23 protein-coding genes are annotated in these 24,371 nt (G+C 69.0%); 16 read left to right on the top strand and 7 right to left on the bottom strand.

Annotation, left to right across the window (positions count from 1 at the left end; all coding sequences use genetic code 11):
- The first annotated feature begins 29 nt into the window (after nt 1-29).
- From VXM69_RS36795 to VXM69_RS36745, 11 genes are all read left to right on the top strand, one after another.
- Nucleotides 30-1,430 carry an ATP-binding protein gene (locus VXM69_RS36795; RefSeq protein WP_034191765.1) on the top strand — a complete coding sequence of 467 codons (1,401 nt, stop codon included), beginning with the start codon at nt 30-32 and terminating at the stop codon, nt 1,428-1,430.
- Nucleotides 1,431-1,465: 35 nt separating this feature from the next.
- A complete protein-coding gene (gene cpaB / locus VXM69_RS36790; RefSeq protein WP_034191764.1) occupies nt 1,466-2,305 on the top strand; it encodes a Flp pilus assembly protein CpaB in 840 nt (279 codons plus the stop codon).
- A gap of 104 nt (nt 2,306-2,409) precedes the next feature.
- Complete coding sequence (locus tag VXM69_RS36785) at nt 2,410-4,338, top strand: type II and III secretion system protein family protein (RefSeq protein ID WP_367190437.1); 1,929 nt, start codon at nt 2,410-2,412, stop codon at nt 4,336-4,338.
- Nucleotides 4,339-4,358: 20 nt separating this feature from the next.
- Complete coding sequence (locus VXM69_RS36780; protein ID WP_367190436.1) at nt 4,359-4,655, top strand: hypothetical protein; 297 nt, start codon at nt 4,359-4,361, stop codon at nt 4,653-4,655.
- 25 nt (nt 4,656-4,680) lie between these two features.
- Complete coding sequence (locus VXM69_RS36775; protein ID WP_069704809.1) at nt 4,681-5,952, top strand: pilus assembly protein TadG-related protein; 1,272 nt, start codon at nt 4,681-4,683, stop codon at nt 5,950-5,952.
- A gap of 10 nt (nt 5,953-5,962) precedes the next feature.
- Nucleotides 5,963-6,496: a TadE/TadG family type IV pilus assembly protein gene (locus VXM69_RS36770; protein ID WP_367190435.1), complete on the top strand. Its 534-nt coding sequence runs from the start codon at nt 5,963-5,965 to the stop codon at nt 6,494-6,496.
- Nucleotides 6,493-6,936 (top strand): TadE/TadG family type IV pilus assembly protein, encoded by a 444-nt coding sequence (locus tag VXM69_RS36765; RefSeq protein ID WP_069704808.1) that lies wholly within the window; start codon nt 6,493-6,495, stop codon nt 6,934-6,936. Before VXM69_RS36770 ends, VXM69_RS36765 begins: the two co-directional genes overlap by 4 nt.
- A 22-nt stretch (nt 6,937-6,958) precedes the next feature.
- Nucleotides 6,959-8,167: an AAA family ATPase gene (locus VXM69_RS36760; protein ID WP_034191758.1), complete on the top strand. Its 1,209-nt coding sequence runs from the start codon at nt 6,959-6,961 to the stop codon at nt 8,165-8,167.
- A gap of 18 nt (nt 8,168-8,185) precedes the next feature.
- On the top strand, nt 8,186-9,553 hold the full coding sequence (locus tag VXM69_RS36755) for a CpaF family protein (RefSeq protein WP_034191757.1): 1,368 nt from the start codon (nt 8,186-8,188) through the stop codon (nt 9,551-9,553).
- Between the two features lie 33 nt (nt 9,554-9,586).
- Entirely contained in the window at nt 9,587-10,564 is a 978-nt protein-coding gene (locus VXM69_RS36750; RefSeq protein WP_367190434.1) for a type II secretion system F family protein, read from the top strand.
- Between the two features lie 36 nt (nt 10,565-10,600).
- The gene (locus tag VXM69_RS36745) at nt 10,601-11,587 is read left to right on the top strand and encodes a type II secretion system F family protein (protein WP_034191755.1); all 987 of its coding nucleotides are present in this window, start codon (nt 10,601-10,603) and stop codon (nt 11,585-11,587) included.
- Between the two features lie 263 nt (nt 11,588-11,850).
- Here the strand turns inward: VXM69_RS36745 and VXM69_RS36740 are convergent, their stop codons facing one another.
- The 5 genes from VXM69_RS36740 to VXM69_RS36720 form a co-directional block, all read right to left on the bottom strand.
- On the bottom strand, nt 11,851-12,807 hold the full coding sequence (locus VXM69_RS36740; RefSeq protein ID WP_034192010.1) for a transporter: 957 nt from the start codon (nt 12,805-12,807) through the stop codon (nt 11,851-11,853).
- Nucleotides 12,808-12,843: 36 nt separating this feature from the next.
- Entirely contained in the window at nt 12,844-13,371 is a 528-nt protein-coding gene (locus VXM69_RS36735) for a flavin reductase family protein (protein WP_343726892.1), read from the bottom strand.
- 5 nt (nt 13,372-13,376) lie between these two features.
- Nucleotides 13,377-14,615, bottom strand: a complete 1,239-nt coding sequence (locus VXM69_RS36730) for a styrene monooxygenase/indole monooxygenase family protein (RefSeq protein WP_367190433.1) — start codon at nt 14,613-14,615, stop codon at nt 13,377-13,379.
- Between the two features lie 62 nt (nt 14,616-14,677).
- The gene (locus VXM69_RS36725; protein WP_367190432.1) at nt 14,678-15,466 is read right to left on the bottom strand and encodes an SDR family oxidoreductase; all 789 of its coding nucleotides are present in this window, start codon (nt 15,464-15,466) and stop codon (nt 14,678-14,680) included.
- A gap of 43 nt (nt 15,467-15,509) precedes the next feature.
- Nucleotides 15,510-16,757: a dienelactone hydrolase family protein gene (locus tag VXM69_RS36720; RefSeq protein WP_367190431.1), complete on the bottom strand. Its 1,248-nt coding sequence runs from the start codon at nt 16,755-16,757 to the stop codon at nt 15,510-15,512.
- A gap of 352 nt (nt 16,758-17,109) precedes the next feature.
- Between VXM69_RS36720 and VXM69_RS36715 the strand changes: the two genes are divergently transcribed.
- From VXM69_RS36715 to VXM69_RS36695, 5 genes are all read left to right on the top strand, one after another.
- The gene (locus VXM69_RS36715; RefSeq protein ID WP_059560825.1) at nt 17,110-18,135 is read left to right on the top strand and encodes an AraC family transcriptional regulator; all 1,026 of its coding nucleotides are present in this window, start codon (nt 17,110-17,112) and stop codon (nt 18,133-18,135) included.
- 530 nt (nt 18,136-18,665) lie between these two features.
- Entirely contained in the window at nt 18,666-18,902 is a 237-nt protein-coding gene (locus VXM69_RS36710; protein ID WP_034191750.1) for a DUF1427 family protein, read from the top strand.
- Nucleotides 18,884-19,615, top strand: coding sequence for a YoaK family protein (locus VXM69_RS36705; RefSeq protein WP_069245800.1), 732 nt, complete (start codon nt 18,884-18,886; stop codon nt 19,613-19,615). Before VXM69_RS36710 ends, VXM69_RS36705 begins: the two co-directional genes overlap by 19 nt.
- Before the next feature lie 64 nt (nt 19,616-19,679).
- Nucleotides 19,680-20,633 carry a VOC family protein gene (locus tag VXM69_RS36700; RefSeq protein WP_059560829.1) on the top strand — a complete coding sequence of 318 codons (954 nt, stop codon included), beginning with the start codon at nt 19,680-19,682 and terminating at the stop codon, nt 20,631-20,633.
- Nucleotides 20,630-22,087, top strand: coding sequence for an alginate export family protein (locus VXM69_RS36695; RefSeq protein WP_069245801.1), 1,458 nt, complete (start codon nt 20,630-20,632; stop codon nt 22,085-22,087). Before VXM69_RS36700 ends, VXM69_RS36695 begins: the two co-directional genes overlap by 4 nt.
- A gap of 23 nt (nt 22,088-22,110) precedes the next feature.
- Here the strand turns inward: VXM69_RS36695 and VXM69_RS36690 are convergent, their stop codons facing one another.
- Both VXM69_RS36690 and VXM69_RS36685 read right to left on the bottom strand, forming a co-directional pair.
- Nucleotides 22,111-23,016 (bottom strand): LysR family transcriptional regulator, encoded by a 906-nt coding sequence (locus VXM69_RS36690; RefSeq protein ID WP_301741711.1) that lies wholly within the window; start codon nt 23,014-23,016, stop codon nt 22,111-22,113.
- A 147-nt stretch (nt 23,017-23,163) separates the two neighbouring features.
- Complete coding sequence (locus tag VXM69_RS36685) at nt 23,164-24,084, bottom strand: AraC family transcriptional regulator (protein WP_069245802.1); 921 nt, start codon at nt 24,082-24,084, stop codon at nt 23,164-23,166.
- Between the last annotated feature and the right edge of the window lie 287 nt (nt 24,085-24,371).

Below are 24,371 nucleotides of genomic sequence, written 5' to 3'. Positions count from 1 at the left end.
GACGCACAGGCAACGAGGACGGAGCGATCATGAACACGAACCATACCGAACCGAGACGCGACGCGCAGGTGGCGCACCTGCCCGATCCGTTGCCGTCGCGGGAGGCCCATACGAAACTGGGCACGCAGTTGCCGGCGGCGCCGCGCACGCTCGAGGAAACCGGGCTGAGCATGACGTTCGTCGCCGGGCTCGTGCTGAAGTCGACGCTGGTACTCGGTCGCCCGTCGTACGGCGACCTGGTCGAGCGGCACTGCCTGCCGCTCGCGGTGCTCGACGAGGTCTTCGCGTTCCTGGTGCGCGAGCATCTCGTCGAGCTGACCCATCGCGGCGCGACCGATCTCGACGTGACGTTCCGCCTGACCGACGCGGGCCGCGTGCTCGCGCTCGAGGAACGGGCACGCAGCGGCTACAGCGGCCCCGCGCCGGTGACGCTCGACGCGTATCTCAAATGCGTGAGCGCGCATTCGGTCCGCAAGCTGCACATCGGCCAGAGCGACGTGTGGGCCGCGTTCGAAGGGATCGTGATCGACACGTCGGTGCTCGATGCGGCGGCCGCGGCGCTGAACGCCGGCCGTCCGCTGCTGATCTACGGCCCGGCCGGCAGCGGCAAGACCTTCCTCGCCGAGCGGCTCGGCTCGCTGATGCACGGCCGCGTGCCGGTGCCGCATGCGATCTGCGCGGCCGGCGAAGTGATCCAGGTCTACGACCCGCTCGTGCATGTCGAGGCGGGGCAGTCGCCCGGCAGCCGGTCGGTCGATCGTCGCTGGCGCCTGTGCGCGCGGCCGGTCGTGATGTCGGGCGGCGAGCTGACGCTCGACGAGCTCGACCTGCGCCGCGACGAGGCCGCCGGCTTCTACCAGGCGCCCCCGCACATGAAAGCCAACATGGGCATGTACGTTGTCGACGATCTCGGCCGCCAGCGCGTCGAGCCACGCGACCTGCTCAATCGCTGGCTGCGCCCGCTCGACCGCGGCGTCGATTTCATGACGCTCGAATCCGGCAACCGCTTCGTGATGCCGTTCGACGTGTGGCCGGTGTTCTCGAGCAACCTGGCGCCGGAACAGTTCTGCGACGACGCGTTCCTGCGCCGCCTCGGATCGAAGCTGCATGTCGGCCCGATGTCGATCGACGACTACCGTGCCGTGTACGAAGCGGCCTGCGCGTCGCTCGGGCTGGTGTCGGCGAGCGATGCCTTCGATTACCTGCTGCATCGGCTGCACCTGCCGACCGGCAAGGCGTTTCTCGCCTGTTTCCCGGCGGACCTGCTGCGACTCGTGGCCGCCGGCGCGCGGTATCGCGGCGATCCGCCCGAAGTGACGCACGACGCGCTGTACGACGCCTGGGCGAGCTATTTCGGCGCGGCCCCCGAACGTGACGGCGGCCATCCGCCGCCCATCGAGCGCGGCGGCCGCACGTTCATTACCGGCTGAGCCGATCCTTTCACGATTCGTCGAGGAGCATTGCCATGAAAAACAGTCGAGCGGTCATGATGCTGGTCGTCGCGATGGTCGCGGGTCTTGCCGCGGTCGTCTTCGCGTCCCACTGGCTGGTGCAGACATCCACGAGTTCGGTCACGCCGGTCGCGGTGGCCACCACCGACCTGAACCTGGGCGAACCGCTCGGGCCGAACCAGATCCACATGGTCAGCTGGCCGGCGGGCAGCGTGCCGACCGGCGCGTTCACCGACACGAAGGCGCTCGAAGGGCGCGTCGTGCGCACCAGCCTCGCGCGCGGCGAGCCGGTGATCGAGTCGAAGCTCGCGCCCGTCGGCACCAAGGGCGGCCTGTCCGCGGTGATCGCCGACGGCAGCCGCGCGATCACGGTGCGCGTGAACGACGTGGTCGGCGTCGCGGGCTTCGCGCTGCCGGGCAACTACGTCGACGTGATCGTCAACACGCAGGAACAACAGGGCAAGACCGACGGGCAGAGCATCTCCAAGATCGTGCTCGAACACATCCTCGTGCTGGCCGTCGCGCAGCAGGTCAGCCGCGACGACACCGCACCGAAGGTCGTCAACGCGGTGACGCTGGAAGTCACGCCCGACCAGGCCGAACGGCTCGACCTCGCGCGCAGCGTCGGCACGCTGTCGCTCGTGCTGCGCAACCAGGTCGACCAGAAGACGCTGAACACCGGCGGCGCGACCAAGCTGACGCTGCTGGGCAAGGAACCCGTGCCCGACGCGCCGCCGCCTCCCGCCCACGTGCGGCCGGTGCGCGTGCACGTCGCATCGCACGCGGCGCCGGAAGCACGGCGCGACTGCGTCGGCGTGCTGACGGGCGTGAAGGGCAGCGTCGAGTGTTTCTGAAGCAGATCAAACCAGCCAGACCAACAGATTGGCCGCCGGCCACGCGCGGCGGCCTGGGAAGTCGATAACCGGCACGGCGCCGGTCTCTCGGGGGATCAGACGAAATGAAGATCAAACCGCAATGCACAGGTACCGGCCCACTGCGGACGCGCGTCGCACGGGGCACGATGATGGCCGCGATCCTCTGTTCGGGATGGCTGACCGTTTATGGCGCACTCGCGCAGGAAGGCGTCGAGTCGGCCGCGTTGACGAAGGGCGGCGCCAGCGCGCCGGCCGCGGTCGGCAAGGGGCCGATGCAGATGACGATCAGCATGGGGCCGGTGCCGGCCGCCGCGCCCGCCGCGTCGGCGGGGCCGCTGCGCGGGCCGAACTGCGTCGGCGCCGTGCGCGAGTCGACCAGCGTCAGCGTGCCGCTCGGCAAGTCGCTGCTGGTGCCGATGCCGGAGCCGGTCCGCAATCGGACGATCGGCAATCCGGCCGTTGCGCAGGCCACCATGGTGTCGCCGCAGACGCTGTACATCCTCGGGCTCGCGGTCGGCACGACCAACATGATCGTGCAGGGCAAGAGCGGCGCGTGCCGCGTGATCGACGTCGCGGTCGGCGCGGATGCGGGCGGCCTGCAGGCGTCGCTGCTGCAACTGATGCCGGGCGAGCGCGACATCCACGTCTCGACCGCGGCCGGCACGATCGTGCTGGCGGGCACCGTGTCGAGCTCGCAGGCCGCGCAGCAGGCCGTGCAGATTGCCCGCGCCTACGGCGACAGCGCCGGCGATCCCGCCGCGGGCGGCAAGGGCGGCGGCGGCGTGCTGAACATGCTGAACGTCACGTCCCCGCAGCAGGTGATGCTCGAGGTGAAGGTAGCCGAGGTGTCGAAGACGCTGATCAACCAGATGGGCAGCGCGTTCAACATCCAGGGCGGGTTCGGTTCGTGGAGCGGCGCGCTGGTCAGCAACCTGCTCGCGGGCGTCGCCAGCGGGGCCGTCTTCAACAAGGCGAACAACAAGCCGTTCAGCATCGCGGCCGACGCGCAGAACACCGACAACCTCGTCAAGATCCTCGCGGAGCCGAATCTCGTGACGATCAGCGGCCAGGAAGCGACGTTCCTCGCGGGCGGCAAGATCTTCATCCCGATCCCGCAAAGCAGCGGTAACGGCACGTCGTCGATCACGCTGCAGGAAGAGGAGTTCGGCGTCGCGCTGAAGTTCACGCCGACGGTGCTCGCGAACGGCCGGATCAGCCTGAAGGTCGCGCCGGAAGTGTCGGAGCTGTCGCAGACGGGCGTCACGCTGAGCGCGACCAACATCGGCGGCACGTCGATCCTGCCGCTGATCACGACGCGGCGCGCGTCGACGACGGTGCAGATGAGCGACGGCGAATCGTTCGCGATCGGCGGGCTGATCAAGGACAACGCGACCGGTGCGCTGAAGGCGATCCCGGGTGTCGGCGAAGTACCGGTGCTCGGCGCGCTGTTCCGCAGCACGTCGTTCCAGCAGGATCGCACCGAGCTGATCTTCCTGATCACGCCGCACCTGGTGAAGCCGCTGCAGACCGCGGACGTCGCGCTGCCGACCGACAGCTTCTCGAAGCCGAACGAAGCCGACGTCTATGCGACCGGCAACATGGAAGGCCGCGGCGGGGTTCGCAAGGCAGGCACGCCACCCGCGAACGGCGCAGCCGCCGCACCGCAGTCACCGGCCCAGGCGCCGGCACCCGCACCGGCGCCGCAATCGGAAGCGCCCGCCGGTCCGGCCGCCGCGCTGCCCGCACCGCGCGCGCCGCAAGGCGCCGATGCGCAGCAGCCGGTGCTGGCCGAGCCGCAGCAGGTGCCCGCGCCGGTGGTGGCCGCCGCACCGTTGTCCGGCACGTCGGACGCCGCGCGCATCGCGCGCATCGAGGCCGCCGCCGCGCGTCTCGCGACGGCCGGCCCCGACACGCCGGCCCAGCCGGCGGCGCGGCCCAGGCACCGGATCCCGGTCGCAGCGCGGGCGCAGGTTGCGCGCGTGAGCGCGGCACCCGAGTCCACCGATCGTTGAAACCCGTCAAGGGGACACTCATGAAAACCGCCTACCTCGTATTCGTGCGCCGCGCGGCGCTCGCCGTCCCGCTCGCGTTCGCGCTTGCCGGCTGCATGTCGTCGACACCGGTGTGGGACAGCCGCTTCGGCGACTCGGTCCGCACCGTGATGCAGGCCCAGATCATCGACCCGCATGCCGCCGAACACGCGGCCTCGGCGCCGGGCGTCGACGGCAGCGCCGCCGCGGCCGCGCTCGACAACTACGACAGGTCGTTCAAGCAGACCGTGCCGCCCGCCAATGCGTTCGTGATCGGCATCGGCAAGGCCACCCAGTAACGACGGCATGCTCAGGGAGAACGCCATGAACAGCGCAGCACGTCATCCGAAAGTCACGCGTCGCGGCCCGCATCGCCAGCGCGGTGCCGTCGCGATCATCGTCGGTCTCGCGCTGGCGGTGATGATCGGGTTCGTCGGTCTCGCGCTGGATCTCGGCAAGCTGTACGTCACGCGCAGCGAGCTGCAGAACAGCGCCGATGCGTGCGCGCTGTCGGCTGCGCGTGACCTGACGTCGGCCATCAGCCTGTCGGTGGCCGAGGCCGACGGCATCGCCGCCGGCCACCTCAATCTGGTGTTCTTCCAGAACAACGCGGTGCAGATGTCGACGAACGCGAACGTCACGTTCAGCGATTCGCTGACCAACCCGTTCCTGACGAAGAACGCCGTCACGACGCCGGCGAACATGAAGTACGTGCAATGCACGGCCAAGCTGAGCAACATCGCGCACTGGTTCATCGAGGTGCTGAACGTGCTGCCGGGCATGAAGCTCGCGAACGCGGCGGAAGTCTCGGCGAGCGCGATCGCGACGGTCGGCGGCGGGCAGACCACCTGCGCGATTCCGGTGTTCGTGTGCCGCGGCCCGTCCGATCCGGCCTACAAGGTCGGCGACTGGATCTCGTCGCCGTCCGGTTCGTCGTCGACCTACGGGCCCGGCAACTTCGGCTGGGCGGCGCTCGACGGCTCGACGAACGAGACGACGCTCGCGGGCGAGCTGTCGGGCAACACCTGCAACATCACGAGCCCGCCCGACCTGAGCACCACCGGCCTGAAGTCGGCGTCGCTGCGCGCGTGGAATACGCGCTTCGGGATCTACACGAACGGCGCGAACGGCTCGAGCGGTCAGCCGGACTTCAGCGGCTATGCGTACGTCGGGCCGAACTACGGGCCGCCGGGAACGGCTGGCATCAAGGGTGACGCCTACACGCAGTTCGTTACCGACCGCGCGAATTTCAAGCCGTACCAGGGCGACGGCGCGCCGCCGTCGGGAAGCGGGATTTCCACCAACGGCACGGTCACGGCGAGCAACTACCCGACCTACGGCGGCGACCGCCGCGTCGCGCTCGCGCCGGAAGGCGACTGCTCGACGCTGAAGGGAAACAGCGGGAAGGTACACGTCACGCAATGGGATTGCGTGCTGATGCTCGATCCGCTGCCGTTCAGCGCCGGCAGCGGCGCCGTCGTGGCGCACCTCGAATACCTCGGCTCGTCGGTGTCCGGCAACAGCCCGTGCGCGACGCATGGATTACCCGGCAGCGGCAGTGCATCGGGGACCCAGGTTCCGATGCTCGTTCAATAGCGAGGCGATCATGAACAAGCTCCCGTTGTGCCGTTCGCGTACCCGTGGCGTCGTTGCCGTCGAGTTCGCGCTCGTGCTGATGCCGATGGTCATGCTCGCGACCGGCGTGGCCGAGTTCGGCCGCGCGATCTACCAGTACGAGACGCTGACCAAGGCGACGCGCGACGCGGCGCGCTACCTGTCGGTCTGGCTGCCGACCGACAGCGCGTATCCGGTGTCGCAGGCGCAGTGTCTCGTCGTCTACGGCAGCACGACGTGCGGTTCGTCGGGCACGGAGCTGGTGCCGGGGCTCACGACGTCGATGGTGACCATCTGCGACGCGCAGCGCACGACCGGCTGCGGCGACGCATCCGATCCGGCGCAGTTCGCGAACCTGCCGACCTACGACTCGAACAACAACGCGGCAAGCGGGACGGCGACGGGCGCGATCAACGTCGTCGAAGTGAAGATCAAGGGCTACCGGTACCAGCCGATTCCCGCGTACCCGTGGCTGCCGTCGATCACCTTCAACAACATCGTCACCGTGATGAGGCAAGTGTCATGAACGCGCGCCATGTTCCGCTGTCGCGCCGGCGCGGTCAACGCGGCTCGGCGATCGTCGAGTTCGGGCTCATCGCGTCGGTCCTGATCATGCTGCTGATCGGCATCTTCGAATTCGGCCGCGTGCTGTTCTACTGGAACACCGCGAGCGAGGCCGTGCGTCTGGGCGCACGCACGGCGGTGGTGTGCGACGTGAACGCGGCCGGCGTCACGAAGCGCGTGAGGTCGTTGATGCCGCTGCTGTCGAACGCGAACGTGTCGGTGAACTACTCGCCGGCGAGCTGCGACGTGAACTCGTGCGCGTTCGTGACCGTCAGCGTCACCAACGTCACCGTCAAGACCATGATCCCGTTCGTGAACGTCACGGTCAGGATGCCGCCGTTCACGACGACGCTGCCGCGCGAGAGCCTGACGTCCTCGACGGGCGGCACCGCCTGCAACTGACCGAACAAACGAGGCACACGACATGATCAACATCCTCGTAGCTTCCGACGATACCGCGCGGCTCACGCAGATCGCGCGTCTCGTGGCCGACTGCGGACGCTATCGCGCGACGCGCGCGACCGGGCGCCCGTCCCAGATCGAGCATCGTACCGACGGGCTCGACGCGTTCGACATCCTGCTGGTCGACGGCACGTCGCTCGATCCGTCGGAGCTGTCGGCGATCGAGCGGATCTGCCGCGCGCATGCGAACCTGACCTGCATCCTGGTGACGGCCGATGCGTCGCCGCACGTGCTGCTCGACGCGATGCGCGCCGGCGCGCGCGACGTGCTGCAATGGCCGATCGATCCTCAGGCGCTCGGCAACGCGCTCGAACGCGCCGCCGCGCAAAGCACGCGGTGCGACAGCGACGATACGCGGATCGTGTCGTTCATGTCGTGCAAGGGCGGGGCCGGCACGAGCTTCGCGGCCAGCAACGTCGCGTTCGAGATCGCCGAGGGTTTCAAGCGCCGCGTGCTGCTGATCGACCTGAACCAGCAGTTCGCCGACGCGGCTTTCCTCGTCAGCGACGAAACCCCGCCGTCGACGCTGCCGCAGCTATGCGCGCAGATCGAGCGGCTCGACAGCGCGTTTCTCGACGCGAGCGTCGCGCACGTGACGGAGAACTTTCACGTGCTCGCGGGCGCCGGCGACCCGGTCAAGGCCGCCGAGATGCGCGAGGATGCACTCGAATGGATCCTCGGCGTCGCCGCGCCGCGCTACGACTTCGTGATCTTCGACGTCGGGGTCGGCATCAATCCGTTGTCGATGGTCGCGCTGGATCGCAGCGACCAGATCCAGATCGTGCTGCAGCCCGCGATGCCGCACGTGCGCGCCGGCCGCCGGCTGCTGGAGATCCTCGTGTCGCTCGGCTACTCGACCGACCAGCTGCGCCTGATCGTGAACCGCGCGACGCGCGCGAGCGACCGGACCCGCACGGCGCTCGAGGAAGTGCTCGGCCTGCATGCCGCCTGCACGATTCCGGACGACGCCGATACCGTGCTCGAAGCGATCAACCAGGGCCATCCGGTGTCGCGGCTCGCGCGCGGCACGGCGGTCGCGCGCGCGTTGCAGGCCTGCGCGAAACAACTCGTCGACGGCGAAACGCGCGCGGGACGCAGCGTGGCGCCCAGCGAACCGCTGATGTCCCGGCTGTTCGGCCGCAAGGCCACGCCGAAGCTCAAGTCCATGTAATTCTTCCGGGGAACCATCATGTCATTGCGCGAACAGATGTCCTTGCACCGGGCCCAGCCGCTGTCGGCAGGCAGCGAACCGGCTGGTCCGGCTCATTCGTCGGTACGCGACGCCTACCAGAAGCTGCGCCGCGAAATTCACCTGACCGTGCTCGAGCGCGTCGAACTCGAACGCCTGTCGCGGATGCCGCAGGATCAGGTCCGCATGGAGATCGGCGCGCTGATCGCGCGCATCCTCGACGAGGAGCGGCTGCCCGCGAACGACATCGAGCGCCGGCAGCTCGCGATCGACGTGTACGACGAAATGTTCGGTTTCGGCCCGCTCGAAGCGCTGCTGCGCGACCCCGGGATCTCCGACATCCTCGTGAACACGTACCGCCAGGTGTATGTCGAGCGCTGCGGCCAGCTCGAGCTGACCGACGTGACGTTCTACGACGACGCGCACCTGATGAAGGTGATCGAGAAGATCGTGTCGCGCGTCGGGCGCCGCATCGACGAATCGAGCCCGATGGTCGACGCGCGGCTGCCCGACGGCTCGCGCGTGAACGCGATCATCCCGCCGTCCGCGATCGACGGGCCGCTGATGTCGATCCGGCGCTTCGCGGTCAATCCGCTGAAGATGGACGATCTGGTGCGCTTCCACAGCCTGACGCCGCCGATGGCCGAGCTGCTCGACGCGCTGTCGCGCGCGAAGGTGAACGTGCTCGTGTCGGGCGGCACCGGCAGCGGCAAGACGACGCTGCTCAACATCCTGTCCGGCTACATTCCGCGCAACGAGCGCATCGTGACGATCGAGGACGCGGCCGAGCTGCAACTCCAGCAGCCGCACGTGCTGCGGCTCGAAACGCGCCCGCCGAACATCGAGGGCAAGGGCGAGATCACGCAGCGCACGCTGGTGCGCAACGCGCTGCGGATGCGGCCCGACCGGATCATCCTCGGCGAAGTGCGCGGCGCCGAAGCGCTCGACATGCTCAACGCGATGAACACCGGCCACGAAGGGTCACTCGCGACGATCCACGCGAACACGCCGCGCGACGCGCTGACGCGGCTCGAGAACATGATCAGCGTCGCGGGGCTGTCGCTGCCGCCGAAGACGATGCGCCAGCAGATCGCGTCGGCGATCTCGGTGGTCGTGCAAGCCGCGCGGCTGACCGACGGCAAGCGCAAGATCGTCAGCATCCAGGAACTGACCGGGATGGAAGGCGACATCATCAACATGCAGGAGATTTTCACGTTCAAGCGCACGGGCGTGGACCGCGACGGTTCGGTACGCGGCCACTTCTGCGCGACCGGGGTGCGGCCGAAGTTCGTCGAGCGGCTGCAGGCGTTCGGCATCAACCTGCCGGATTCGCTTTACGACCCGTCCCAGCGGTACGAGACGAACTGATCACAGCGCGCCGTTTGCTGCCGGGGAGGCTTCATGAACACGATCTTTTACGGTTTTGTGATTCTCACCTTCGTCGCGGTCGTGCTGACCGTCGAAGGGGCGTATCAATGGTGGAACGCGCGGCACGGCTCCGCCGCGCGCCGGATCGAATCGCGCATTCGCGCGATGTCGGCCGGCGGCAGCGTGCAGCAGGAGCGGCTGTCGATCCTGAAGAAGCGGATGCTCGACGAGTCGAGGCCGTTCGACCGGATGCTGCTGCGCGTGCCGCGCGTGCACGCGCTCGATCTCGTGATCCAGCAATCGGGCCTCGACTGGACGCTGCCGAAGCTGATCGTGCTCAGTGCCGTGTTCGCGGCGTTCGCATGGTTCACGACGAGCGTCGCCACGCGCATGCAGCTCGCCGCGCTGCCGGTCGCGCTGTTGGCCGGCTGCCTGCCGCTGATGTACGTGATGCGCTGCCGCGGGCGCCGGTTGCGCAAGCTCGAGCGGCAGTTGCCGGACATCTGCGACATGATCTCGCGCGCGCTGCGTTCCGGCCACTCGTTCACGAGCACGCTCGGGATGGTCGGCGACGAGTTTCCCGATCCGATGGGCGGCGAATTCCGCGTCACGTTCGACGAGGTCAACTACGGCGTGTCGCTGCACGACGCGCTGATGAACCTCGCCACGCGCGTGCCGGTGCAGGACCTGCGCTATTTCGTGATCGCGGTGCTGATCCAGCGCGAGACGGGCGGCAACCTGGCCGAGCTGCTCGACAGCATCGGCGCGCTGATCCGCGAACGCTTCAAGCTGTTCGACAAGGTGCGGGTGCTGTCGGCGGAAGGGCGGTTGTCCGCGTGGATTCTCGGGCTGCTGCCGTTCGGTACCGCCGCGGTGATGGCGCTGCTGAACCGCGAATTCCTGTCGGTGCTCTGGGAGGATCCGGCCGGGATCCGGATGGTCGGCACGATGCTGGTGTCGATGGCGTTCGGCCTGTTCTGGATTCGCCGCATCGTCCGCATTCGCGTCTGACGCGCGAGCCGAATAACGAACCGTAGCGAGGCTGTCATGCAAAACCTGAGCGTGGTCCAGGCCGTGATGCTGGGCGGCTTGTTCATCTTCGTAGCCGGCGGTGTGCTCGTCGCGATGCTGCTGTTCGCGCCGCGCAACCTGCAGCGCCGGATCCAGCAGGCCGGCGGCGCCGGTGCGGGCGCCGTCGCAGGCCCAGGTACAGGCACGGGCGGCGACGACGACCTGACGTCGCGCTGGGTCGCGAAGCTGGTCGAGCTGTCCACCCCGATCTCGAAGCTGTCGGTGCCGAAGGAGGGCTGGGAGAATTCGCCGCTGCGCATCCGGCTGATGAATGCCGGCTGGCGCAACCCCGGTGCGGCCGCGCTGTATTTCACCGCGAAGACGGTGGCGGCGCTCGCGCTGCCGTGCGCGGTGCTGCCGGTGCTGATCACGACGTCGCTCGGCGACGAGCGCGCGTTGCTGTCGGCCATCCTCGTGGTGCTCGCCTGTATCGCCTACTACATCCCGAACATCGTGCTGTCGCAGCGGATCAAGGTGCGCCAGCAGAAGATCTTCGAGGATTTCCCCGATGCGCTCGACCTGCTGACCGTGTGCGTCGAAGCGGGGCTCGGGCTCGACGCGGCGTTGATGAAGGTGAGCGAGGAGCTGCGGTTCAGCAGCGAGGTGGTCGCGAGCGAACTCGACCTGCTGCTGCTCGAGATGCGCTCCGGCTTCACGAAGGAAACCGCGCTGCGCAATCTCGCGCTGCGCACCGGCGTGGAAGACATCGAGTCGTTCTGCGCGATGCTGATCCAGGCCGATCGCTTCGGCACGAGCATCAGCGAATCGCTGCGCGTGCTGTCGGACATGCTGCGTACGCGGCGGCGCATGCGCGCGGAGGAGCGGGCCGCGAAGATCGCGCTGAAGCTGCTGTTTCCGCTGATCTTCTGCATCTTCCCCGCGCTGATGCTGGTGCTGCTCGGGCCGGCGATGATCCACGTCTATCGCGTGCTGCTGCCGACGTTCGTGGGCATCGCGCAGTGAGCGGCGAGCCGGCATGACGCCGGCCGCGCTGCACAGGATGAACGTGCCGGCCCCGACACCGCCGTCGGCCGGCACGGCAACAGGCTTCATGGAGGCTCCCTCCCCAGGCGGCGCCGCGAGACAGGTCGACCATAGCGGCGTCAACGCATCCTGGACCCATGGTCGGCCATGGAACAAGCCGTAGTCCACCGCCTTCACGGTTGCCCCCTACTGCTAACCATTGAAGCGGCGTGTCGCGCATCGACGCGCCGGGGCGCCCTACGTCACTGGAAGTGATGCACGTAGCGCAGCACCAGCCGCGTCCCCTGCGGCCGGTTGCGCGCATGGGTCTCGAAGTACGTGTTGAACAGCAGGTGGTCGTGCGGCGAGAAGCTATACATCGCGCCCGGCCCGATCGCGAACACGGCTTCCCGCGTGCCGGGCACGTCCTGTCCGTTTGCCTGCATGTCGGTGGTCTGGCGCAGCCAGTAGCCGTTGAGCCCGAGTCGCAGGCCCGGACGCACTTCATACTCGGTCGCGAAGTTCACGTGGATCGCCTGGCCGGCCCGCGTCGACGTCACGTCGGGGCCGAGCGACGCGGCCGGCCGATGGTTGGTCGCATTCCACAGATAGTGCAGCCGCCACGACACGGTCCATTTCGGCGTGAGCCACAGCGTGGCCGCCCAGTACGGGTCGAACGACCAGAAATGACTGCCCGGGTTGATCGCGCGCGCCGGATCGTACGCGCCGGTCGGCGCGATGAACTGGAACTCGACGCGCTGCGCGAAACGCGGGCCCTGCGCGCCCATCACCGGGTCGAACTGGATGAACGGGCCGATCAGCAGGTCGCCGAACCCGGCGCGCGCATTCAGCGCGACGTTGCCGATGCCGTCGTCGGTCCGCGCGGATGCGATCCACGGCAGGATCACGTCGAGCCCCGGGTGCATGCCCGCGAACGTCAGCGGCGACTGGTAGACGAGCTGGCTCAGCCCCGCGAACAGGTCGATGTCCTGCTTCGGCAGCCCGACCTTGTTGCCGGCATTGTCGTTGACGCGGCCGGCCGTGTAGTACTGCAGGTACTGCGTGCCGTACCAGCCGGAGCCGGCCGGCGGCATGCCGTCGAGGAAACTGGTCATGCCGAGGTTGACCGACGGCAGGTCGGCCGCGTGGGCCGGCGCGCTGCCGGCGATGCCGGCGATCGCGAGGCCTGCGACGACGAGCAGGCGAGAGCCGAGTTTCATGTTCACCACCTCCTGGGTATTTTTATGGATGACTAATCAAATAGTGCGTAAAAGATCGGGATGATCGGCGATCGCGCGATACTGGCCCGCATGGAACACGAGCGGCGCCTTGCCGAATGCGTCGAACTGCTCGATCTCGCCGATGAAGAGCAGGTGATCGCCGCCTTCGTAGTGGCCGACGTTGCGGCACACGAAGCGCGCGCTCGCGCCGTCGAGGCAGGGCACGCCGCCGCTGTCCGATTCGGCATGCGGCACGCCGTCGAACTTGTCGGCGCTCGGCGTCGCGAAACGGCGCGACAGGTCGATCTGGTCGTGCGCGAGGATGTTGATCGCGAAGTGGGTGGCCGCGACGAAATCCGGCCGGCTCGGCGCGACCTTGCGAAGACTCCACAGCACGAGCGGCGGATCGAGCGACAGCGACGAGAACGAATTGGCGGTGAGGCCCACCTTGCGCCCGTCGGGCCCGCAGGTGGTGATCACGGTGACGCCGGTCGGGAATTGCCCGAACGCGGCGCGCAGTTGCATCGGGTCGAGGACGGAACGGTCGGTCATGATCGTTTCCATGTCGTTCATGCCGCCCGCACGCTGTGTTCGCGGATCGTCGCCGCGCAGGCCGACGGCTCGAACCACCACGGCGAGAACCGGCGCGGATCGTCGAAGCCGTCGACGATCGCCTTGGCGAGCGACGGCAGCTGGCCGGCCGCGCCGAGCAGTTCGAGGATGTGTGGCGGCGGCGGCGTGAGCAGCGAGTTGGTCCAGCGCACCACATGCTGCGCGTACGCCCAGTAGCCGTCGAACGTCTGCTGCATCCAGTCTTCGCTGAACGGCGCGGCGCCGCGCGCGACGATCGCGCCGGCATACGCGTGCGCGCACTTCGCGGCGTTGTTCGATCCCTGGCCCGTGATCGGATCGTTGACGACCACCGCATCGGCCATCCCGAACACCGTGCGGCCCGACGGCAGCCGGAAGAACGGCTTGCGCACCGTCGGCGCGAAGCGCCCGGCCAGCGTGCCGTTCGGATCGGTCAGCTCGACGTCGCGGCAGCGCTCGAATTCCCACGGCACGTATTGCCGCAGGAACGACAGGCTCCGGTCGAGATGCTGCTCGGGCGTCTTCACGTCGGCCCAGCAGTCGAGCGGGCCGCCCGGAATCCCTTCGAACACCATGATTTCGCACGGGCCCGTCGTGGTCAGCGCGGGAAACACGAAATACTCGCCGATGCCGGGCAGCAGGTTGAAGCGCACGCGCGAATACGGCTGGCTCGGCGCCATGCCCTTCACGTAGGTGAGCGCCAGTGCGCGTTGCGGGCGGTCGAACGCGCTGCGCGCGTCGTCGCGGCCCAGCAGGTTGACGATGTCGCCCTTGCCGGCCGCGAGCAGCACGAGATCGTGGCTGCGCGCGAGTGCCTCGAGCTCGGGTACACCGACGTCGCCGATCCGCACGTCCGCGCCGCGGCGCCGGACGCCGTCGAGCCAGTCGGCCATCTTCACGCGCTGATCGACCGACTGCGCATAACGCGTCAGCCGCGACGACCAGTCGATCGCCTTGCGGCCGTTGCCGTCCGGATGCGGCACCGCGATGCCGATGCCTTCGACGGCCGGGCAGGCTTCCTCCCATGCATTCAGACCGAGGTCGCGCTCGATCTGCAGCGACGTGTGGAACATGCACTGGCTCGACATGACCTTGCCCGTGCGGATCTGCTCGGCGTCGCGGTTGGTCGAGAGCGTGACGTGATAGCCCTGGTCGAGCAGGGCGAAAGCGAGTTGCAGGCCGGACTGGCCGGCGCCGACGATAGCGATGCGTCTCATGGAATGTCCTTGGTTGGCCGGGTGACGGCCGGAAGGTTGCGGGAAGCGGTGGCGACGCGTGGTCACTCCGCCAGGCGTGGAATGGCCGGCACCGCCTGTTCGGGGCCCATCGCGGCGTAGCCGCCGTCCACCGCGTAGTCGGCGCCGGTGACGAAGCTCGCCGCGTCGCTGCACAGGAACGTGACGACCTGCGCGACCTCGGACGGATCGCCGACGCGGCCGAGCAGGTGGAACGGCGCGGCGACGCGGTCGGTCTTCGCGCGGTCGCCGTGCGTCATCTCGTCCATCACGCGCGACCACGTCCACCCCGGCGACACCGAGTTGACGCGAATGCGGTCGGGCGCGAGATCCATTGCCATGCTGCGCGTGAGCTGGCGGATCGCCGCCTTGGAGGTCGGATACAGCCAGCGGCCCGTCTGCGCGCACTGCGCCGAGATCGAGCTGAAGTTCACGATCGCGCCGCCGCCGCGCCGGGCCATGTGCGGATGGACGGCCTTCGCCAGCATCGCGGCCGACACGACGTTGACGTCCATCGCGGCCAGCCAGTCGTTGCGGGTCGCCTGGATGCCGTTGTCGACGTAGCTGCATGCGAGGTTGACGAGCACGTCGATCGCGCCGAACCGTTCGACGATGGCCGATACCGCATGCGCGATCGCGCGGTCGTCGGTGATGTCGAGCGCGACGAACAGCGCCTGCTCGCCGAGCGAGTCGGCCACGCGCGCGCCGTTCTGCGCATCGAGATCGAGGATCGCGACGTGCGCGCCGACGCGGATCAGGTCCTGCGCGACCGCGGCGCCGATCAGCGTGGCGCCGCCGGTGACGATCGCGACTTTGCCTGCAAGGGCGGTCATGGGGTGTCTCCCGGAATCGTTGAGTGAGTGGGGGACGGGCGCGTCAGCGCGCACCCGCCGATGGTTCGCTGTCCTGCCAGCGGCGCATCAGGCCGTTCGACGGCACGGTTTCGTCGAGCAGCTTGCGGGCCGTTTCGACGCCGGCCACTGGCAGTCCGGCCGGGTCGAGCAGGCCGACCTGGACGAGCACGCTTGCCTGGTCCCAGTAGATGTGTTCGTGATACAGCTTGTCGCCGCGGAACTTGACGATCGCGACGAGCGGGATCTCGACGCGCCTACCGGTCGGCGCGACGCCCGGCAGCATCCAGTCGATCTCGGTCGTGTGCGTGAAGCAGAACAGCAGCTCGTCGACGATCTGGCTCGCGCCGATCGTGCGCGAGATCGGCGTGATCGTCGTGTCGGGCGGATTCGCATGCACGAAATGGTGAGTGTAGAAGCGCTTCAGCTCGTCGTGGCCGACGCCGCCCGTCAGCGTCGGGATATGGTTGACGTACGGCTCGGCGACCATCGTGGCGATCGTCGCGTCGACGTTGCGCGTGTCGAATTCGTGCTTCAGATGGGTTTCCCACAGGGTGGACAGGTCGTAGTGCGGGCCGAGCGCGGCGCGGAACGCGGCGATCGCGCGCTGGTGGGCCATGATCGCGGCGGCCTTGTCGAAATGATCGCCGCCGGGGCGGGCGAACGCGTGATCGACACCCGGATACACGTAGACCTCGACGCCGTCGCGCGCGGACAGCGCGTCGGCGATGCGCTGCTGCGCGTCGGGCGGACAGAAGCGATCCTGCCCCGCGATCTGCAGCACGAGCCGCCCGCGCAGCGCCGCGGCCTCGTCCAGCGCGTGCTCGATGCCGACGCCGTAGTAGCTGACCGCCGCGGCCACGCCCGGCAGCCGGCACGCGGCGAGGTACGCGAGCTTGCCGCCGAGGCAGTAGCCGAGCACGCCGGCCTCGCCCGTGCATTCCGGCCGTTGCCGGAGCGCGTCCAGCGCGACGCCGACGTCCTCGACGCCCTTGTCCTCGTCGTATTCGCGATACAGCGCCATCGCACGCTCGACATCGGCCGCCGCGTAACCGAGCTCGAGCCCCGGCGCCTGGCGCCAGAACAGGTCGGGCACGAGCACCGTATAGCCTTCCTCCGCGTAGTAGTCGGCGGTTTCGCGCATCGTCGCGTTCGCGCCGAAGATCTCGTGGCACAGCACGATGCCCGGCCCCGCGCCGCCGGCCGGCGTGCTCAGGTACGCGCGAAACGCGCCGCCGTCCGGCGACGGAATCTCGATGTGACGTCCTTTCATGTGTCCCTCCATTCGGTTCATCTCGGTGACGGGCCCAGTATTGGCGGACGAAACGGGCGCTTCTATCCGCTTTCTTCGGCCGGTATCCGCGAATTCCGGAAACCTGTTGCACCGGCCGCCGCGCGTGGGCAGGCGCGCGGCTGACTGCGGGTATGTGCGGATGCGGAATCCCCGCACAGTTTTCTACGATGCGCGGACGGTCCGCTTCTTGCGTCGTTTGCGCGGGACTTGCGTGTCTTGACGGCCGGACTGTCCGGATACTCCGGGCGCTGTCCGGATCGTGCGGCGGATTCCCCGATCCGGGGAACGGATGCACGGCGCGAGTGCGATGGAGCATGACGGGAGAACTTCGATGGCGCAATTTTCCGAAACCGGCTGGCTGGCCGACGCCGCCTGTTTCAATCACGACAACCTGATGCTGCAGTCGAACGACGTCGACGAGGTGCGCGCACGCGTCGCCGACGTGTTCAAGCCGCACCGGCTCACGCCGACCGGCGAATCGCGTGCGCTGCACAGCTGCATGCATCACGCGCGCTGGGGCAACCTGTCGCTGAACCTGCTCGATTATGGCGGCGGCGTCAGCATCGAGCCCGGGCCGCTCGAACATTTCTTCCTGTTGCAGATCCCGCTGCGCGGCGACGCCGAGATCGAGTGCGGTTCGACGCGCTTCGTGTCGGCGCCCGGCATCGCGTCGCTGATCTCGCCGACGCTGCCGCTGAAGATGCGGTGGGGCGATGCCTGTCCGCAGGTGATCCTGCGCATCGAGCGCGAAGTGATGGAGCGTCATGCGCAGCGGCATTTCGGCGACGACCGGCGTGCGCCGGTCGAATTCGAGCCGGCGTTCAGCCTGTCGTCTTCGCAGGGGACGTGCCTCGCGCAGTTGCTGCCGATCCTCGCCGGCGCGATCTCGACCGACGCGCATCCGCTGCGTCATCCGCTTGCGTTCGAGCAGCTCGAATCGACGCTGCTCAACCTGCTGCTGCACGGCCACCCGAACAGCGCGCGCGCCGGCACGCGGCACGTGCCGGTGGTGCTCGCGCCGTTCTACGTGCGGCGCGTCGAGGAATACATCCGCGCGCATCTCGACGAGCCGCTGACGATCGAGCGGCTCGCCGAACTCGCCGGCGTCAGCCCGAGCACGCTGTTCGCCGGGTTCCGGAATCGCCACGGGATCACGCCGATGGGCTTCGTGCGGCAGTTGCGGCTGCAGCATGTGCGCGAGGAACTGCTGGCCGACGAGACGCCGGGGCTCGCGTCGGTGACGGACATCGCGCTGAAATGGGGTTTCGCGCACCTCGGGCGGTTCGCGATCGAGTACAAGCGGGCGTTCGGCGAATCGCCGTCGGCGACGCTCAGGATGCGGCGCGTGCGGGGGTGACGAAAACGGCGGGACGCGCGCCCGCCGTTGCGTCGATTCGCGTTCCGTCACCGAGCCTTTCTTCGGCGCGTCGATGCAGGGGATGCCGGCACGCCGTTTCGGCCGCAGGAATGTCGGCGCGGCGGGCGCCTGCCCGACACCGGCCTGACTTGGGTCGAGCCGGGGCTTCGCCGCGACGGGCCGCGCGTTGCGCGGCATCCGGCAACCGCCGGCAGGCAGATCGCCATGCGACTCGTCGACGGCCGCCGCGGAGGCCGCCGGCATCGCGGGCGCGGGTGCTTCCGTTCCGCAAGCAGCCCGGCGTTCTCATCATTCGTTCCTCTTTCCCCCTGACGAATATCGACGCCATGGTCGGCGAGCGATGCGCGCATGATCCGTGGTTCGAAAGCAGTCCCGTGCGGCGCGTTCAGAACAATTCAGTTCGCCGCCATGACTTTCAGATCCCCGTTCCCTAGTCTTGCTTCCGAACCGCCGCACGGGCCGGGCGCCATTCGGCCGCGCCGGGCCGCGCGGCGCAACCGGAACGGACCATGCCTTATCTGATCTCGATGGGGGCCGGCATCGCCGTCGGCCTGCTGTACTACCTCGTGCGCGTGCAGTCGCCCGCGCCGCCGCTGATCGCGCTGGCGGGGCTGCTCGGCATCGTCGTCGGCGAGCACGCGATCCCGTTCGTGCAGGCGCAGATGCGCCCGCCCGCCGCGCAGGTGCAGGACGCGAGCGCCGCCAACCCCGCGCAGGACCCCGCGTCATGCAACCGGGGCAAGTAACGGGGAGCGGCGCGGCCGCGCCCGGCGCCGCGTGGAGCGAGGACGTACTGCTCGCATCGATCGCCGGCTACGTCGACACGCTCGGCTTCGTCGCGCTGTTCGGCCTGTTCACCGCGCACGTCACCGGCAACTTCATCCTGATCGGCTCCGGCCTGGCCGGGGTCGGGCAAGGGCTCGCGATCAAGTTGCTCGCGTTTCCGGCGTTCATCGCGGGGATCGTGGCGGCGCGCGTGCTGGATCACCGGATCCGTGCATACGGGCACGGCACGCGGGCGTGTTCGCTGTATGCGCTGCAGGCGGTGCTGCTGGGCGGATTCATGCTCGCCGGCGTGATCGCGTCGCCGATCGCCGACGCCGATGCGCCGGCGACGATCGTCTGCGGCCTGCTCGGCGCCGCGGCGATGGGCGTTCAGAACGCGCACGGGCGCCTGACGGCACGCGCGGTCGTCGCGAACACGGTCATGACCGGCAACGTCACGCAGGCCGTGATCGACGCGTTCGACTGGCTCGTGCCGATCGCCGCACCCGCCGAACGGGAAGCCGCGCGTGCGCGGCTGCGCCGCACGCTGCCGCCGGTCGCGAGTTTCGCGCTCGGGGCGGGCGCCGGCGCGACCGCCTATCTGTACGCCGCGTTCTGGGCGCTGGCGCTGCCGCTCGCGGTGCTGGGCTTCCTCGCGTTTCGCTCCGGCCGCCGCGCCGGGCAACCGGCCTGACGCCGAACGCTGCATCCGGGCGCGGCGTGCCGCCGTGCCCGCCACCCCAACGAAGGAGAATCCGATGAATGCATTGAACCTGCGCCAGGTGCTGCGCATGACGGCCGCGTCGACGGCCGTGCTGGCCGCGCTGCTGGCCGCCGCGCCGTCGCGCGCCGACGAGACGCACCTGGACGATACGGCGCGCCAGACCGCCGCCGCGCGCTCGCCGAACGTCTCGGTCGGCCCGCAGTACGACACGACGCACGTGTGCGTGGCGCCCGAGGACTTCGACCGTTTCACCGACAGCTTCGTCGCGACCTTCGGCGGCAAGAAGTCGAAGCAGGGCGTGTTCCAGGTCACGCCCACGCCGAGCCAGACGATGTCGCAGCTCGTGCTCACGCCGGTCGGCACGATCTCGGTGTTCGGTTTCAAGACGCCGATTCCGTATCCGTTCTGCGCGGAGCGCACCGGTTATCTCGTTACCGATCTCGACGTCGCGATGAAGTCGGCGCGCGCGCACGGCGCGGACGTGGTGGTCGACACGTTCCCCGATCCGATCGGCCGAGACGCGATCGTCCGCTGGCCGGGCGGCGTGAACATGCAGCTGTACTGGCACAACGAGCCGCCGCACTACGACGCGCTGCAGACGGTGCCGGAAAACCGCGTGTACGTGTCGCCGCAAAGCGCGAGCAAGCTCGCGCGCGACTTCGTCGCGTTCTCGCACGGCAAGATCGTGTCCGACGTGCGCCGCGCGCCGGGCATCGAGATCGGCCGGCCGAACGACACGTACCGGCGCATCCGCATCGAATCGGGCTTCGGCAAGATGACGGTGCTCGCCACCGACGGCCATTTGCCTTACCCGTTCGGCCGCGAGATGACCGGCTATGAAGTGGCCGATCTCGCCGCGACGCTGAAGCAGGCAGAGGCCGCGGGCGTGACCGTGCTCGTGCCGCCGTTCGCGTCGGACGGCCGCGATGCGGCGCTCGTGCAGTTCCCGGGCGGCTACGTCGCCGAGATCCACGCGCGGTCGAAATGAGCGTGCGGCGATCGATCGGTCGATCGTGGCGCAACGCGTTGCCGTCCGTCGTGCTCGCCGGCGGCATCGCGACGTGCGCGGGCGCGGCGTCCGGCGCTCAGGCGCCCGCGACGACGGACGCCGCCGGCACGTCGTGCGGCGCGAAGCGGCCGGCCGTGCTGTTCAACCGCTGGCAGGAGGACTGGTCGGCGCTCGCGGCGCCGTGCGTGCCGCGCAAGCCGTTCGACGCGCTGAAGTACCTGCCGATCGGCGGCGACCCGTCGACCTATCTGTCGCTCGGCGCGAACCTGCGCGAGCGTTTCGAGCTGAACAACGCGCCGCTGTTCGGCCTCGGCGCCGCGCACGACGACCACTACGTGATCGAGCGGGCGACGGTGCATGCGGACCTGCGTTATCGCGAGCATCTGCAGGCATTCGTGCAGTTCGCGGATGCGCGTCCGTTCGGCAAGGACACGGTCGGCACGGTCGACCGCAACCTGCTCGATATCGAGCAGGCGTTCGTCGCGTACGTCGGCCAGTTCGGCACCGGCACGTTCAAGGCGCGGGTCGGCCGGCAGGAGATGGCGTTCGACCTGCAGCGCTTCGTGTCGGTGCGCGACGGCCCGAACGTGCGCCAGGCGTTCGATGCGGTATGGGCCGATTACGAAATCGGCCCGTGGCGGCTGATCGGCTATGCGACGCGCCCGGTGCAATACCGCGACGACGCGGTGTTCGACGACGTGTCGAACCGGCACCTGCGATTCGACGGCGTGCGCATCGAGCGCAACGGCACCGGACCAGGCGATCTGTCCGCGTACTGGTCGCGCTATACGCGCGACAACGCGCGTTATGCCGGCGCGTCCGGCACCGAGCGGCGCGACGTGTTCGACATGCGCTACGCGGGCAAGGCCGCCGGATTCGACTGGGACGCGGAGGCGATGCTGCAGACCGGGCACGTCGGGCAGGCGACGATCGGCGCGTGGGCGTTCGGCATGCTCGGCGGCTATACGTTCGCGAAGACGGCCGGCACGCCGCGTATCGGCATCCAGATCGACGGCGCGTCGGGCGACACGCACTCCGGCGACGGCCGCGTGGGCACCTTCAACCCGCTGTTTCCGAACGGGTACTACTTCACGCTGGCCGGCTATACCGGGTACAGCAACCTGGTTCACGTGAAGCCGTCGCTGACGTTCAAGCCGGCCAGCAGCGTCACGGTGCTGACGGCGCTCGGCTTCCAGTGGCGCGCGACGACGGCCGACGCGATCTACGGGCAGGGCATGGCCGCGGTGCCGGGCACGGCCGGCCGCGGCGATGCGTGGACCGGCATGTACGCGCAGGCGCGCGTGGACTGGCTCGTTAACGCGAACGTCGCGCTGGCGGTGGAAGCCGTGCATTTCCAGCTCGGTCGCTCGATCCGTGCGCTCGGCGGCCGCAATGCCGACTACGTCGGGATGGAGGCGAAGTTCGGGTGGTGACGCGCCGGGCGCGGCGGCGCGCGTCAGTGCGGTTCGCGCGCCAGCGCGGCGACGAAATCGATGAACGCGGCCACGCGTTTCGAGCCGCGCTGGTTCGGCAGGTAAAGCGCGGTGACGACCGAGCGGGCCGTGCCCGGCGTGACGTCGTGGCGATCGAACAGCCGGCACAGCCGACCCGACTCGACATCCGCGCCGATCAGCCAGTCGGGCAGCAGCGCGATGCCGGCGCCGTCCAGCGCGGCCTCGCGCAGCACCTCGCTGTGATTCGATTTCAGCCGCCCGGTGACGATCACCCGCGTCGTGCGCTGCGCGTCGGCAAACGTCCAGGTCTGCTGGTCGACGCCGAAGTGAAAGCGCAGGCACGCATGGTCGACGAGCTCGCCCGGCGTCGACGGCGTGCCGTGCGCCTCGAGGTAGGCACGGCTCGCGACGACGTAGCGGCGGAACGTGCCGAGCGGCCGCGCGACGACGTCCGCGGACGGCGCCGCGTCGCCGAGGCGGATCGCCACGTCGATCCGGTTCGCGACGAGGTCGACCCGCTCGTCGGTCAGTTGCAGGTCGACATCGAGTTTCGGGTGGGCCGCGACGAACGCGGCGATGTGCGGCGCAATGCAGCGCAGCCCGTAGGCGACCGGGACCGACACGCGCAACGGCCCGGACGGCGTGTCGCCGCGATCGGCGACGAGCGCGTCGGCCTCGGCGAGTTCCTCGAGCACGCGCCGGGCGCGCGCGTAGTACACGGCTCCCGCGTCGGACAGTGTCACCTGCCGCGTCGTGCGGTTCAGCAGCACGGTGCCGAGCGACGCCTCGAGCGCGTCCACGGCGCGCACGACGGACGACGCCGCGAGCGACAGGCGCCGCCCGGCGCTCGAGAAGCCGCCGGCTTCCGCCACTTCCACGAACGCGCGCAGCGCGGAGAGCTTGTCCATGTCATCGCCTCGTATGCGGGATGCAACGTCGCGTTGCATGCCGTGCGCATTCTAGCGCCGGGCGGCGCGCCCGCCGGCGCGCGGGCCGGGCTTTCAGGACGATTTCAGAACGATTCAGGCGATGCCCCGCGAGCGCGGCTTCACCCGTCAGCGCGACCGTGCGCGCCGCCAGGCGCCGGGCGGATGGCCGACGATCCTGACGAAGACGCGGCTGAGATGGCTTTGGTCCGAGAAACCGCACGCCATCGCGATGTCGGCGAGCGTCATGTCGGACGTTTCGATCAGGTCCCGCGCGCGCATCACGCGCTGTTCGAGCAGCCACTGGTGCGGCGTGCGGCCGGTGGTGCGCGAGAACGCGCGGATGAAATACCCGCGCGACAGCTCGCACTCGGCCGCCACTTCCTCGATCGACACGCCGAGATCGGCCTTTTCCATCAGGAGTTCCTGCGCGCGCGCGACTTTCGCCGGCGACAGGTTCCCCGTGCGCTGCAGGTCGCGTGCGCGCAGATTGCCGTAGCGGCGCACGACGTGGGTGCCGATCGCGAGCCCGACCTGCTCGACGAACAGCGTGTTCAACGGCCCCGTCGCGTCGAGGCCCTCGGCCACCGCGAGCGCGAGGTGGCCGAGCACCGGGTCGCACGCGTCCGGGCGGCAGCGCAGGCCGCCGGTCGCGCTGCCGTCGTGCTCGGGGCCGAGGCCGGCGAGATACGTGTGCGGCAGCTCGACCAGCAGGAAGTCGAACCGGCCGTGCAGGTCCGCCCGGAAATTCCGCGAGAAATCGCGGATGTAGATCGAATGGGGCTGGAACCGGCGCTCGGAGGCGCCCGTGCGGCTGTAGATGGTGCGCGAGTGCCCGCCGTTCAGCGAGACGCCGACCAGGAAGCCGCGGTCGCACGCGGGCATGTCGATGTGCTCGACGAACGCGTCGCGCATGCACTTGCGATGCAGCCGCAGGCCGCCGACGGTCTGCTCGATATCCTTCGACAGCAGGCTCGACACGCATCCGAGCGTGTCTTTCGGGATGGGCGCCGGCGACGGGGCGGGCGGCGCGAGGGCGGGCTCTGGCATGAAGCTTTCCTGGAGGGACTCGGCACGCGAAATGTCGGGTCCAGTTTAGAGGGGCGCGCGATCGTTCAAAAATGATTTTGCACAAACGTCCGCTGCCGCCCGGGGGCGAAGCGACCGCACGCGGTCGTTGCGTGCCCCGTTGCAACGCCTGTACACGCGGCCCGGCGGAGTATAGCGCGTCGCCGGCGGCCGGCCGCACGGGGTCCGGCGGCAGTCGCCGGACAGCGCATTATCTTTCAAGATTTTCGTGACACGTGTGTCTACACTCGATCCCGAATTCGACATTT

The sequence above is a fragment of the Burkholderia sp. Ed8 genome (genome assembly GCF_040761425.1).
GTDB classification, from domain to species: domain Bacteria; phylum Pseudomonadota; class Gammaproteobacteria; order Burkholderiales; family Burkholderiaceae; genus Burkholderia; species Burkholderia seminalis.
Note: the sequence above shows the minus strand (reverse complement) of the source record. Positions and strands in the feature narration are given on the sequence as shown.